General features: G+C 61.6%; 11 protein-coding genes. 5 read left to right on the forward strand and 6 right to left on the reverse strand.

Features of this window, described 5'->3' with window-relative positions; all coding sequences use genetic code 11:
• Positions 1 to 62 precede the first annotated feature (62 nt).
• Complete coding sequence (locus F3J17_RS03715) at positions 63 to 2,390, reverse strand: FdhF/YdeP family oxidoreductase (RefSeq protein WP_167053862.1); 2,328 nt, start codon at positions 2,388 to 2,390, stop codon at positions 63 to 65.
• Between the two features lie 179 nt (positions 2,391 to 2,569).
• Here F3J17_RS03715 and F3J17_RS03720 point away from each other — a divergent pair, with 179 nt between their 5' ends.
• On the forward strand, positions 2,570 to 3,994 hold the full coding sequence (locus F3J17_RS03720) for a PLP-dependent aminotransferase family protein (RefSeq protein ID WP_167053864.1): 1,425 nt from the start codon (positions 2,570 to 2,572) through the stop codon (positions 3,992 to 3,994).
• 40 nt (positions 3,995 to 4,034) lie between these two features.
• Here F3J17_RS03720 and F3J17_RS03725 read toward each other — a convergent pair whose 3' ends face one another.
• Both F3J17_RS03725 and F3J17_RS03730 read right to left on the reverse strand, forming a co-directional pair.
• The gene (locus F3J17_RS03725) at positions 4,035 to 4,955 is read right to left on the reverse strand and encodes a bestrophin family ion channel (protein ID WP_167053866.1); all 921 of its coding nucleotides are present in this window, start codon (positions 4,953 to 4,955) and stop codon (positions 4,035 to 4,037) included.
• A gap of 147 nt (positions 4,956 to 5,102) precedes the next feature.
• Positions 5,103 to 6,083, reverse strand: a complete 981-nt coding sequence (locus tag F3J17_RS03730) for a sensor domain-containing diguanylate cyclase (RefSeq protein ID WP_240160744.1) — start codon at positions 6,081 to 6,083, stop codon at positions 5,103 to 5,105.
• A gap of 199 nt (positions 6,084 to 6,282) precedes the next feature.
• On the opposite strand from F3J17_RS03730, the gene F3J17_RS36435 reads away from it, so the two are divergent.
• Positions 6,283 to 7,842: a methyl-accepting chemotaxis protein gene (locus F3J17_RS36435; RefSeq protein WP_167053870.1), complete on the forward strand. Its 1,560-nt coding sequence runs from the start codon at positions 6,283 to 6,285 to the stop codon at positions 7,840 to 7,842.
• Here F3J17_RS36435 and F3J17_RS03740 read toward each other — a convergent pair.
• Entirely contained in the window at positions 7,839 to 8,747 is a 909-nt protein-coding gene (locus F3J17_RS03740) for a LysR family transcriptional regulator (protein ID WP_167053872.1), read from the reverse strand. The genes F3J17_RS36435 and F3J17_RS03740 overlap by 4 nt on opposite strands.
• Before the next feature lie 529 nt (positions 8,748 to 9,276).
• On the opposite strand from F3J17_RS03740, the gene F3J17_RS03745 reads away from it, so the two are divergent.
• Positions 9,277 to 10,386: a GGDEF domain-containing protein gene (locus F3J17_RS03745; RefSeq protein ID WP_240160745.1), complete on the forward strand. Its 1,110-nt coding sequence runs from the start codon at positions 9,277 to 9,279 to the stop codon at positions 10,384 to 10,386.
• Here the strand turns inward: F3J17_RS03745 and F3J17_RS03750 are convergent.
• Positions 10,383 to 11,504 (reverse strand): NADH:flavin oxidoreductase, encoded by a 1,122-nt coding sequence (locus F3J17_RS03750; RefSeq protein WP_167053876.1) that lies wholly within the window; start codon positions 11,502 to 11,504, stop codon positions 10,383 to 10,385. The two genes, F3J17_RS03745 and F3J17_RS03750, sit on opposite strands and share 4 nt — an antisense overlap.
• A gap of 150 nt (positions 11,505 to 11,654) precedes the next feature.
• On the opposite strand from F3J17_RS03750, the gene F3J17_RS03755 reads away from it, so the two are divergent.
• Together F3J17_RS03755 and F3J17_RS03760 are read left to right on the forward strand one after the other, a co-directional pair.
• A complete protein-coding gene (locus F3J17_RS03755) occupies positions 11,655 to 12,029 on the forward strand; it encodes a helix-turn-helix domain-containing protein (protein WP_167053878.1) in 375 nt (124 codons plus the stop codon).
• A 120-nt stretch (positions 12,030 to 12,149) separates the two neighbouring features.
• Positions 12,150 to 12,887, forward strand: a complete 738-nt coding sequence (locus F3J17_RS03760) for an SDR family oxidoreductase (RefSeq protein WP_167053880.1) — start codon at positions 12,150 to 12,152, stop codon at positions 12,885 to 12,887.
• Between the two features lie 35 nt (positions 12,888 to 12,922).
• Here the strand turns inward: F3J17_RS03760 and F3J17_RS03765 are convergent, their stop codons facing one another.
• A complete protein-coding gene (locus tag F3J17_RS03765) occupies positions 12,923 to 13,492 on the reverse strand; it encodes a TetR/AcrR family transcriptional regulator (RefSeq protein ID WP_167053882.1) in 570 nt (189 codons plus the stop codon).
• Between the last annotated feature and the right edge of the window lie 45 nt (positions 13,493 to 13,537).

A 13,537-nucleotide genomic window follows, 5' to 3' on the forward strand; every position in this document is an offset into this window, starting at 1 on the left:
AATGACGGCCGCTTGAGGGGGCGCGAGGCGGCATGCAGCGCGCGGGGCGGCCGTCGGAAGACTTAGAAAACAGGCAGTTCGAGCGGTTCGGAGGAGGCGTGAAGCAGCACCGGAATCGACTTCGAGGTGGGCGTATTGCACACGTCGCCCACGCTCGACAGCGGCACCAGTGGATTAGTCTCCGGATAGTAAGCGCCGATACAGCCGCGCGGAATGTCGTATTCCACGAGGCGGAAGTGATCTGCGCGACGCTCCACGCCATCGTCCCAAACGGTCGTCATATCGACCCAATCGCCATTCTTGAAGCCCAGCATGGCGATATCGGCGGGATTGATGAACACCACGCGACGCTGGCCAAACACACCGCGATAACGGTCGTCCAGCGCGTAGATCGTGGTGTTGTACTGGTCGTGCGAGCGCGTCGTCATGAGCGTCATGAGGCGCTCGCCGTGCTGCGCCTTCGCGCGCGCAATCGGCGTATCCTGCTGCACGGGATGGACGATGAAATTCGCCTTGCCGGTGTCGGTTTTCCAGTCGCGCTCGCGCGAGGCCACGCGCAGATGGAAGCCGCCCGGATGCTGGATGCGCGCGTTGTACTGGTCGAAGCCCTCGACGGTCTGCTCGATCGCATCGCGGATCTTCGCGTAATCGCCTGCGTGGGCGAGCCAGTCCACCTTGGCGTCGCCGAGCGTAGCGTGCGCGATGTTCGCGACGATGGCCGTCTCCGACATCAGGTTCGGCGAGGCCGGCTTGTTCATGCCGTAGGAGATGTGCACCATGCTCATCGAATCCTCCACCGTCACGCCCTGCGCGATGCCATTCTGCACGTCGATTTCAGTGCGCCCGAGCGTGGGTAGGATCAGCGCGTTTTCGCCATGCACAAGATGACTGCGATTGAGCTTGGTAGTGATATGCACGGTGAGCCTGCACGAGCGCAGGCCATCGAAGGTGCGCAGCGTGTCGGGCGTCGCCATCGCGAAATTGCCGCCCAGACCCATGAACACCTTCACTTCGCCTTCGATCATATGTTCGACCGTTTCCACCACATCGAGCCCATGCTCGCGCGGCGGTTCGAAATCGAACACCTTGCCCAGCCGGTCGAGAAACGCCTGTGAGGGCTTTTCCTCGATGCCGACCGTGCGGTTGCCCTGCACGTTGGAGTGGCCGCGCACGGGGCACAGACCTGCGCCTTCGCGGCCGATATTGCCGCGCATCATCAGCAGGTTGGAGAGCATGTGTACGGTCTGCACCGAATGCTTGTGCTGCGTGATGCCCATGCCCCACGTTGCGATAACGCGCTTGCCGTTGGCGTAGATGCGCGCGAGGCCTTCGATGTCTTCGCGCGTCACGCCCGATTCCGCTTCGAGCAGGGGCCAGCTTTCGTTGCGCAGGTCTTCTGCGAAGGCATTGAAGCCCAGCGTATGCTGCGTGATGAAGTCCAGATCGATCACGCGTTCGGTGCCATTTTCAAGCGCTTCGTCGTCCAGTTCGATCAGGCGCTTGGCTACGCCCTTGATGAGCGCAAAGTCGCCGCCGAGTTTCGGTTGAATAAAGGTCGAGGCGATCTTCGTGCTGCCGAAGGTGATCATTTCCAGCGGATGCTGCGGGCTGGTGAAGCGTTCGAGCCCGCGCTCGCGCAGCGGATTGACCGAAACAATCGTCGCGCCGCGCCGCGCCGCTTCGCGCAGCTCGCCGAGCATACGCGGATGGTTGGTCGCCGGATTCTGGCCGAAGATAATGATGGTGTCGGCGAGTTCGAAGTCTTCGAGCGTCACGGTGCCTTTGCCGATGCCAACGGTGGTTGGCAGACCGCGGCTGGTGGCCTCGTGACACATGTTCGAACAGTCGGGGAAATTGTTGGTACCGTACATGCGCACGAACAGCTGGTACAGAAAGGCGGCTTCGTTGCTGGCGCGGCCCGAGGTGTAGAACGCGGCTTCGTCAGGCGAATCGAGTTCCTTGAGGTGCTTTGCGATCAGCGCGAAGGCATCGCCCCAGGCGACAGGCTTGTATCGGTCGGTGAGCGCGTCGTACACCATCGGGTCGGTGAGGCGGCCATGCTGTTCGAGTTCGTAGTCGGTCTGCTTCATCAGTGACTCGACCGTATTGGCTTCGAAGAAGGCAGGCGTCACGCGCTTGGTGGTCGCTTCGGCGGCCACCGCTTTCACGCCGTTTTCGCAGAACTCGAAGGTGGAGGCGTGCTCACGGTCGGGCCACGCGCAACCGGGGCAGTCGAAGCCGTCAGGCTGGTTCTGCTTGAACAGCGTGCGATAGTTGCCGCCCGACACGCGCTCCTTGATCAGATTGATGGCGACATACTTAAGCGCGCCCCAGCCCGCAGCCGGATGATGATAGGCCTCGATTTTGCCCTTGGGTTTCAGCTTGTCCATTACGCCTGGCTCCGTTGTCGTTTGCGCTGCCTCGGGAGAGTTCCACGAGGTATGCGCAAGCGTAAAAGTTAAGGGCCGTGAGCAAGACACACAGAAACAGGGCATCACTTAGAGTACAGTTTCGCCCGCAGCAGTACACTGCGTTGGCAGTGCTGCGAGCGGCCTCCGGGGAGAAAGCAGTGAAACTCTATGAAAAGCTCGCGGACGACATCGAAACGCTGATCCGCAAGGGCGTATTCCGGCCGGGCGACCGTGTGCCTTCTGTGCGCCAGGCAAGCCAGCAGCATCGCATCAGCATCACCACCGTGATTCGCGCCTATTTGCTGCTGGAAAGCCGTGGCGTGCTGGAAAGCCGGCCACAGTCGGGTTATTTCGTGAGCGCGCGCGCGGCCGAAAGCGGCACGCACGCCGACGACCTGCGCCCGAGCCGCCCGGTTGCGGCCTCGGCCAATGTGGACGTGAGCCGGCTGGTGCTCTCCACCTTGCGCTCGATTGGCGCGGACGACGCCGTGCCGCTGGGCTCGCCTTATCCCGACCCACAACTGTTTCCTTACGAAAAGCTCAACCGCTATTCGACGGCAGTTGGGCGCAAGCGATCGTCGTGGGGCGTCACCAACGCGTTGCCGCCCGGCAGTCCGGAACTGGTGCGACAAATTGCCCGACGCTACCTGGAAAACGGCATCGCCGTGGATCCCAACGAAATCATCGTAACGGTGGGCGCAACCGAGGCGATCAACCTGTGCCTGCAGGCAGTGGCCAAACCGGGCGATGTGATCGCGGTGGAATCGCCCACGTTTTACGCCATGCTGCACGCTATCGAGCGCTCCGGCATGAAGGCGATCGAAGTGGCGACGCATCCGGAGTACGGAATCGAAGTGGATGCGCTGGAAAAAATCATCGACACGCAGCAGGTTGCCGCGTGCATGGTCATGCCGAATTTCCAGAATCCACTGGGCTTCCTCATGCCCGACGAACGCAAGCGCGAACTGGTCGATCTGCTCGCGAGGAAGAACATTCCCGCGATTGAAAATGGTGTGTATAACGAACTGTATTTCGGCGAATCGCATCCCACTACGCTCAAGTCCTACGACCAGAACGGCATGGTGTTGCATTGCGGATCGTTTTCGAAAAGCCTGACCGCCGCCTATCGGATTGGCTGGGCAATGCCGGGCCGCTTCCGCGATCAGGTCGAAAAGCTCAAGTTTCTGAATACGCTCACCACGGCGGTGATCCCGCAACTGGCGATTGCCGAATACCTGGAGCGCGACGGCTACGAACATCATTTGCGGCGTATTCGCAAGAGTTACGCGCAGCAGGCCAATCTGATGAAGGCGATGGTCACGCGCTTCTTTCCGGCGGGCACGCGCATGTCGAGCCCCGCAGGCGGCTACGTGCTGTGGATCGAACTGCCTGCCAAGGTCGATTCGATGAAACTGTACGAGCTGGCGCTCGCGCGGGGCATTACGATTGGGCCGGGGAATATGTTTTCGGTCTCGGACAGCTATCGCAACTTCATTCGCCTCAATTACAGCACGCCGTGGTCGCCGGAAATCGAGCAGGCGGTTATTACGGTGGGCAAGCTCGCGGCGTCGTGTGCGCGTTGAGGAAGGCAGGCACAGGCGTTTGCAGTGTGCCGGCGCAGTTTCACGTCAATTGGTAATGCGGCCCGGGACGCGTGGCGGGCGGCAACGCTTCATCGCAGAGTTCCAGCACCGATCGTTCGATCGTGCAGGTCATCGCGTCGAGCGCGAGATTGTTCGGCGCGAGACCAAACGGATCGGAGATTTCGCCGGCAATCGCTTCCAGCGCCAGCAGCGTGTAGGAAACGAACACGCAGATAAGTGGCGTGGCAAAGCCAATCGAGTCGATCAGGCCAAACGGCAACAGCGCGCAATACGCGTACACCGTGCGATGCAACAGTACGCCATAGGCAAACGGCAGAGGGGTGCTGAGAATGCGCTCACAGCCGCCCACCGTTGCGCCCAGATCGTTGAGCTGGTGGTCGAGCATCCAGAGTTTCGTATCGGAGAGAGCGCCTGCGCGATTGAGTGCGGCGAGATGGCGGCGCGCTTCGTCGAGCAACATGACCGGCTGGAATACGCGTGCGGTGAGCGCGGCGGTTTGCTCCGGGCCTAGCAGGCGCGTGAGATCGGCGCTTGGGTCCGAATGGCGCAGCTGGTGCTTGAGCGCGTAGGCAAACGCGATCAGCAGGCGCGGAATGCGGCGGTTTTCAAACGGCGCACTGGCGGGCGGCACGTAATGACGAAACTGCGAAATCAGCGCGCGGGCCGCGATCAGCGCATTGCCCCAGAGACGGCGTGCTTCCCAATAGCGTTCGTAGCTCGCGTTGTTGCGAAACGCCAGAAAGATCGTGAGCGCCACGCCGCAGAGCGTGAACGGAGTCGTATTCAGGGGGATTTTCTCGCCGAAAATACGGCCGTGCGTGTACATGGCTAGCAGGCTCACGAGCGTCATGAAAGCCAGTTGCGGAATGATGGCCTTGAGAACTGAACCATGCCAGACGAAGAGCATGCGAAACCAGTTCGGCGCGGGGCGGATGATCATGAATAGGTGGTCGAGTGAATCGTCGAAGCGCGCCGGGTGACTGCCTGCGCGCACAGTGTGGAGGTTCAGAGATTACGTGTCGGTGCTTCAGGCGCGTACGCACACATCAGTGGCGAATCGAAGAGTACAGTTCGGACGACGCGCCCCTTAGTACATAGCGACCGCGTTACGGCCCGCGTGTTTGGCGCGATAGAGCGCCAGGTCGGCAGTGGCAAACGCCGCCTGGCTGCTGCTGGACCGCAGTGCCAGCGCTGCACCGACGCTCACCGTGACAACGCCCGCATGCGAATGGCGATGCGCGATGGCCAGCGCCGCCACGCTGCAGCGCAACTGTTCGAGGATCGGCGGGATGGCGTGTTCGGGCAGTCCGCTGAGCAGCAAGCCGAATTCTTCACCGCCCATGCGCCCCGCGATGCCGTGATGTTCGTCGGCAATGGCTTGCAGAACGGCGGCGACCCTTTGCAGGCAGACGTCGCCCGCCGGATGGCCATAGGTATCGTTGAATTGCTTGAACCAGTCGATATCGACCATCACTGCGGTGAGCGACTCTTGCGGCGCAGCCTCGCGCCATTTGCGGCGGATGCTTTCGAGCATGAAACGCCGGTTGAAGAGTCGTGTGACCGGATCGGTCGCGGTGGCGCAGCGCAGCTTCAGATCGTTTTCGATGATGGCGCGCAGATGCTCGAAGACGTCGCGCTCCGGGTCTGTGAGGGTGCGCGGCGCGGCGTCCATGGCGCAGAGCGCGCCGACCAGTTGGCCGTCCGGAGCGCGCAAGCGGATGGCCGCGTAAAAGCGCACGAACGGGGCAGCGCGCACCAAAACGCATTGCGCAAAGCGCGCATCGGCGGTGGCGTCTTCCACGACGAACAGCGCTTCGCTTTGCACGGCGTAGTGGCTCAGCGATTGCCGTCGTGGAATGGGATGCACCGACAATCCAGCCTCGGCGCGATAGTGCTGATGCTCGGCGTCGAGCAGAAGCACGGCGGTGATCTGCGCGCCGGTGACGGTCTTCAGGATCCCCGTCGCATGCTGGAAGCATTCGCGCATCACCTGGTCGTCGTGCAACAGCCATTCGACGATCGGCGAATCGTCGCGTTCGCGGAGAAATTCGTCAGGGTTGGAAGACAAGGCTCGCATCCGTAAAGGTCATCGATCTCCGGTCAACGGCCTTACGAAGGCAAACTTGAGCGCTTTGGCGGCCTGAAAACAGCAAAAGATGCGGTAAGCAAAACGATGCTAAGTATCGGCTGAACGGGGGGCGATTTTTTATCCGGCTACACATAGACTGTGCGCGCCTTAAATCAACGTTTTCCCTGGAGTGTCGCTTGTGAAGCTGAAAATTGGTGCGAGATTGATGGCGACATTCGCCATAATATTGGCATTCCTGATTATTGTCTGCGCGGTCGCCACGCTGCAGATGGGAGGGATGAATGCCACAACACAGGCGATTGTCGGGCTGCGCGCGGAGGAATTGCGTCTCACCAATCGTATTTCGGATGGCACGTTCCGGGCGAACGCCCTGGCTTACGAAGCGCTCGAAGCACCTACGCCTGAAGCGCAGATTGCGACCGTCGAGCAGGCTGAAGACGTGGTCAATGACAACACTGCGCTTTACGCGGCGATGTCGAAACTCGTCAATACCGCAACAGGCCGAGTGATCTTCGGCCGCGTATCCGACGCCCATGCCGCATACGAAGCGGCGATGTCACCGGTGTATGCACAGTTACGCGCGCATGACAGCGTCAACGCTCGCACCGCTTTGCTGCGCGCCGCACCGGTGCGCGATACCCTCGTCAAGCAGCAACGCGAGTTTCTCGACTATGTGCAGGGTTTGATGGACGCATCGGGCAAGGAGACCAGCGACGCCTACACGGCGGCGCGCGAGGTGCTGTGGATCACGGCGCTGATCGCAGTGATCGTTGCCTGCGTGCTGGCTGCAATGGTGACGCGCTCGATCGTTCAACCGCTCAGGCAGGTGGTCGATGGCGCCAACGCGCTGGCTCGCGGCGACCTGAGCGTTCATCTCGATCAATCGCGTCAGGATGAAGTGGGCGTGCTGGCCGCGGCGCTCGATACGGCGATCGCCCAGTTGGGGCAGATCGTCAGCGGCGTCAAGCAGGCGAGCCAGTCGATATCGAGTGCGACGCATCAACTCGCGGCGGGCAATACCGATCTCTCGCAACGCACCGAAGAACAAGCCGCGTCGCTGCAGGAAACCGCATCGAGCATGGAGCAACTCACGGCAACAGTGCGCCAGAATGCCGACAACGCGCGCGAGGCAAGTGATCTTTCGAATGCCGCGAGCCACGTCGCGCATCGTGGCGGCGAGGAAGTGGACCGCGTGGTGCAAACCATGCGACAGATTTCGGATAGCTCGGCCAGGGTCGCGGAGATCGTGACCGTAATCGAGGGTATCGCGTTTCAGACCAATATTCTCGCCTTGAACGCGGCGGTGGAAGCGGCGAGAGCCGGCGAAGAGGGCCGTGGGTTTGCCGTGGTGGCCGGTGAAGTGCGCTCGCTCGCGCAACGCAGCGCAACGGCGGCGCGCGAAATCGCGGAACTGATCGGCGAATCCGTCACGCGTGTGAAGGCAGGCGAGGAACTCGTGGCGGACGCGGGCGGCACGATCCGCGAAATCGTCCATTCGGTGAAGCGTGTCACGGAAATCATGAACGAGATTTCCGCGGCTTCCTTTGAACAGAGCACCGGTATCGAGCAGGTCAACCAGGCGGTGAGCCAGATGGATCAAGTGACGCAGCAGAATGCCGCTTTAGTGGAAGAGGCTGCAGCGGCGGCCCAGTCGATGGCGCAACAGGCGCAGTCGCTGGTGGAGAGCGTGGCGATCTTTAAACTCGATGCAACGCAAGCCGCCGCCGTGCCGCTCTAGACGGTTTCCGACTGAAGCGCCTCGCTAACAAACGCCTTCAAGGTATCGACGATCTTGCGCACCCGCGCCGGCACCGGGCGTTGCGGCCGGATCAATAGATTCAGCGCAAGCGGCGGCACGTCGTAACCGGGCAGGACACGCACCAGTCGGCCCTCGCCGATGGCTGACAGGGCCGCCGGTTCCTCCAGTACGCCGATGCCCACGCCGGCCAGCACCATCTCATACATCGGCCGCCAATGCGTCGTTTTAATCGCAGTCCGAATCATTGCGCTATCGACAATGTTCGCGTCGGATGAAAGAGGCAATTGGTCCGCGTCGAAACTACCTTTTACGCGGATGAAACTGTGGTTGGCCAGTTGCGTGGGCGAAACGATTGGATCATGTTGTTTCAGATAGTCAGGCGACGCGACCAGCAGCCGGCGAATCTGCCCAAGCGGCCAGGCGATATACGCGCTGTCGCCCAGTGGCCCAAGACGAAACGAAATATCCACGCCCTCGGTCACGAGATCGGCAATCTTGTCATTGAGTGCGAGTTCGATATCGAGTCGCGGATAGTCGGCCATCACGCGTTTTAGCCCTTCCGGCAAGATCGTTTCTCCAAAGCAGTGCGGCGCGGCAATGCGGATCGTCCCTTTGACGATCTGCTCGTCGTTGGCCACTTCGGCTAGCGCCTGCTCGACCGCGCCGAGCACGGTTTTGCTGCGCTCGTGGAAAATCGAGCCTTCCGGCGTGCATTGAAACGTGCGGGCGTTACGCAGCAACAATTGGCAGCCGAGATACTTTTCCAGCCGCTCGATGCGCTCGCTCACGGCGGGCTGTCCAATATCCAGATCGCGCGCCGCGCCGGAAATACTGCCGCGCTCGACCACTCTCACGTAGATCCGCATGGCTTCCAGCAGGTTCACGCGGCGCTCCTTGCCAGCGTGATTGCCGGTCTTGCCTGGCGCGGATAAGCCGTGCCTCGACATATGACTCCTTTCATGCTTCAGACTCCTGAATGGGAACACCGCCCGATCGGGCGGCGTCATCATGCAGAGAGATTAAAAGAGCACAGTCGATGCCGGTACGCACACATTTGCGGGGTTCGGCAGAGTACAGTTTCAAACGGCGTGGATGAAGTCAGGTATTCAGGGGAGAGCGTTTGACGCCTGGCTTCGCGACGCCGGGTGGTCGCCGGGCGGTTCGATGCGAACGTGAAGGCAAACGTTAAACCCACCAAACCCACGCGTCGCGGCTGGTCTCCGCGAAAAACTGTAATTGTCCGGCTATGACAGTGCGATACGATATGCATCTCGCAACGGGGTGCGCTGCGCAGTCATGAATTTCAAAACGCTTTCACGCCCGTCCTGACCCGCTTTTCCATCGCTGCTCAAAACTAGCCTGTTCATGCCTAGCGCCGTCGCTCTGTTGGGGACCCTGATCGTCTCTTGTCTGATGAGTGTGGCCATCCTGGGCTCACTGGCCCGCACGACGCTGCCGGGTGTGATCCGCTGGTGCCTGGGTTATGCGCTGCTGGCAGCGGCGTCGGTGTGGATCCTCATTGCTGGCATGCACGGCGGCGCGCTCACCATCGTGGGCGTTTCGTTCGCCACGATGGGCGCGGTGCTGTTGCTCGTGCAAGGCACGCGGTGTTTCTTCGGCACGCCTCCCGTGCGCAGCGACGAGTTGCTGGCGCTGGCCGTGGTGTGTGCCGCGCTCGCGTACTTCACGGTCGTTTCGCCCAATGTCGGCGCGCGGGGCGTGTTGATCTCGCTCGGACTGGTTTACGGGCGCATCGCCGTGGGAGTGCTGGCGCTGCGCCATGCTTCCGGTGAACGCACGCGCTACGCCTGCCGACTGATCGCCGCTTCCGCGTGGCTGGGGGCGCTGTTCTATTTCGCGCGTATCGCGGTGATTGTCTTTGGCGTCGCGCCGACCCTTTCGTTCATCCAGCCTTCGCCGTGGAATGTGGTGCTGCTCGGCCTGGCGATCGTCACCTTGCCTTGCATGTCGACGGGCATGGTCATGCTTGCGCACGCACGCATTCTCGAACGCATGGAAAAGCTTGCGACCATCGACGAACTGACCGGCGCGCTGACGCGTCGCGCGTTCATGGAGCGCGCCAACGCCTTGCTGTGCGATGTCCGTGCGCGCGGCGGCCTGTTATCGATTGCGATCCTCGATATCGACAAGTTCAAGGTCGTCAACGACAGTTTCGGTCACGCGGTAGGGGACCGGCTGCTTGCACAGGTGTCTTCGGCCATCGCTGCTCAACTGCGCGTGTGCGATCTCTTCGGGCGGCTGGGTGGCGAGGAGTTCGCGGTCCTGTTCGTGTATGCGGATAAAGACGACGCGCTAAGGATGACGAATGAATTGCGCGGCGCGGTCGAGCGCTCGTCGGCGGATGGCGTGAGCTGTACGCTCAGCGCAGGCGTCGACGGCATCGGCGCGAACGATACGCTCGGGAGCGCCATCGTGCGCGCCGACGCCGCGCTGTATGTGGCGAAGGCGTCGGGACGCAATCGCGTCACCGTCGCAAACCTGCCTGAGTTATCTGGCGCTTAAACGAGCTCGCGCAGCGCCGCAGGTTCGAAACCACGCAGGCTATCGACCTCGCCGTCACGCACCTTGGCCACCCAGTGCGAGTCGGTCAGCAGCGCGCGGCCCACGGCGATCAGATCGAACTCGTTGCGCTCCATGCGTTCGAGCAGACGGTCGAGGCCGACGCTGGTCGAGCTTTCGCCGCCGAATGCCGCCATGAAATCGCCCGAGAGACCCACCGATCCCACGCTGATGGTGGCCGCGCCCGTCAGCTTCCTGGCCCAGCCAGCGAAGTTCAGGCCCGCTTCGCCGTCGATTTCCGGGAATTCGGCCTCCCAGAAACGGCGCTGTGAGCAGTGCAGCACGTTCGCGCCGGCCTCCACGAGCGGTTCGAGCCACTGGGCCATTTCCTGCGGCGTGTGCGCGAGGCGCGCCTTGTAGTCCTGCTGCTTCCACTGGCTCAGGCGGATCACGATCGGGAAGTCCGGGCCAACGGCCGCGCGTACGGCGGCGACGATCTCAGCGGCGAAGCGTGCGCGCTCGCCGATGCCTGGGCCGCCGTAACGGTCGTCGCGCTGGTTGCTGCCGGACCAGAAGAACTGGTCGATCAGATAGCCGTGTGCGCCGTGCAGTTCGATGGTGTCGAAGCCAAGCCGCTTAGCGTCCGCGGCGGCCTGGGCAAAGGCCGCGATGGTGTCGGCGATATCGGCATCGGCCATCGCGACGCCGCGCTGCACGCCCGGCGCGTCGAGACCCGAGGGGCTTTCGACCGGCGCATCGGGCACCCAGTCGCTCATGAAGCTTTTGACCGCGCCCGTATGCCAGAGCTGCGGGCCCATCTTGCCGCCCGCCGCGTGCACCTCGTCGATCACCTGTTTCCAGCCCGACAGCGCCTGGTCGCCGTGGAAAAACGGAATGCCGGGATCGTTGCGCGAGGCGGGGCGGTTGACGACCGTGCCTTCGGAGAGGATCAGGCCCACGCCACCTTCCGCGCGACGGCGGTAGTAGGCGGCATTGTGCGAACCCGGAATGCCTTCGGGCGCGAACGAGCGGGTCATCGGCGCCATGACGATGCGGTTGGGCAGCGTGAGCGAGCCGACGGTGAAAGGCTGAAACAGGATATCGGACGAGAACGACGGCATGGAAAAAATGGCTCCGTGTCGATTGAATCGGGTTATATCGAGTGGCGTTGCATGAAATCCGTGGGAATTCAGCCGCACCCCGAATGGTATATTCTGGATACCAGACGTCAATAACGCACTTTGTTTCGCCCAGGTATCTTTGAGGAAACCATGCCCGACTGCCGAGAGCATTTTTCTGTGAATTGTCCGAGCCGGTTGCTGTTCGACCAGATCGCCGACAAGTGGTCGATGATGATCCTGACCGTACTCGATGGTGGGCCGTTGCGCTTTAACGCTATCAAACGTCATCTGGAAGGCGTCACGCAAAAAGCGTTGACGCAATGCTTGCGCCGCCTGGAGCGCAATGGGCTGGTGTCGCGCCGGGTGATTCCGGTGTCGCCGGTGGCGGTCGAATATGAAATCACCCCGCTCGGGCGCTCGTTGCAGGCGCCGTTCAAGGCGCTGTACGGATGGACCCTGCGCAATATGGATGCGGTGGAGGCGGCGCGCGCGGAGTTCGACGCGCGCATGGAAAGCGCAGGCTAAGGTTGTGTGACGCCGCGTTGCGCCTCAAGGAATGTGCGCGACGCGGAAAATAGCATTGACAAGTCTCGTCCTTATAATTAACGTTCGTTTACTGAACGATCGTTCTATAAAGGAGACAGCATGACAGACAGCGCGCAGCCGAAGGTCGTACTCGTAATTGGTGCCGGCGACGCCACAGGGGGCGCAATTGCCACCAGATTCGCCCGCGAAGGCTATATCGCATGCGTGAGCCGCCGCTCGGCGGAAAAGCTGCAGCCGCTTGTCAATCGCATCCGCGAGCAGGGCGGCCAGGCCTATGGTTACGGCAGCGATGCGCGCAACGAAGAGGATGTCGTCGCCTTGATCGAACGCGTTGAAGCCGAACACGGGCCGATCGAAGCCATGGTGTTCAATATCGGCGCGAATGTACCCTGCAGCATTCTGGAAGAAAGCGCGCGCAAGTATTTCAAGATCTGGGAGATGGCCTGTTTCAGTGCGTTTCTCAACGGCCGTGAAGTGGCGAAGCGGATGGTGGCGCGTGGACGCGGCACCATTCTGTTTACCGGCGCTACGGCCAGTCTCAGAGGCGCGGCGAATTTCGCGGCGTTTGCGGGTGCGAAGCATGCGCTACGTGCACTCGCGCAAAGCATGGCCAAGGAGTTGGGACCCCGAAATATTCACGTTGCGCACGTGATCGTCGATGGCGCCATCGACACCGAATTCATTCGCACGACGTTTCCGGAACGCTACGCCCTGAAGGAACAGGACGGCATTCTCAATCCCGATCACATCGCCGAGAACTACTGGTATCTGCACCAGCAACCGCGCGATGCGTGGACCTTCGAACTGGATCTGCGCCCGTATATGGAGCGCTGGTAATCCATTACGGCGCGCGATTGCACGTCATGCGAGCGTTATTTGAGTTTGTCGAGATCGAGCGCTTCGGCAAGAAAACGGCGGCTTGAGGCCAGGATGTCGCGGCGCGTGCGTTCGCTTTCAACCGTACGCGCAAGCAGCAATGCGCCGACGCATTGAGCGATGATTGCCCAGGCGGTATCCGGATCGTCGATCTGGGCGCCCCAGCTTTTCTGGATGCGCTTGAGCGATTTTTCGACTTCGGTGCGCGCTTCGGGGGTGGCGCGGGCGATTTCTGCGCCGAGCGCCGGCAGCGCGCAACCCGTCTCCGGATGCAGGGCGTGAGACGTGCTCAGATAACTGCGCAGGCGCTTCGCGAGATCGTCATCGGTGGCGTTTTCGTGGCTGGCGAGCAGGTCGGCGCTATTGGACGCTTCCTCGCTGACCAGCGCATCGAAAAGTGCTTGTTTCGAGGGGAAATGCGTATAGAACGCTGCGCCCGTTAATCCAATTGAAGCCATCAATGCGTCGACGCCCGTGGTCGCAAAACCACCTTGTTTCGCGATCGCGCGGCTGCTCTCGATGAGCTTGCGTCGCGTTTCTTCCTTGTGGGTGCTCGAATAACGCATGGCGGCTTCCAGGTTGAATGTCGGGCGAGAATAGCATAACCATCG

The organism is Burkholderia sp. Ax-1719, assembly GCF_011753055.1.
Lineage (GTDB): Bacteria > Pseudomonadota > Gammaproteobacteria > Burkholderiales > Burkholderiaceae > Paraburkholderia.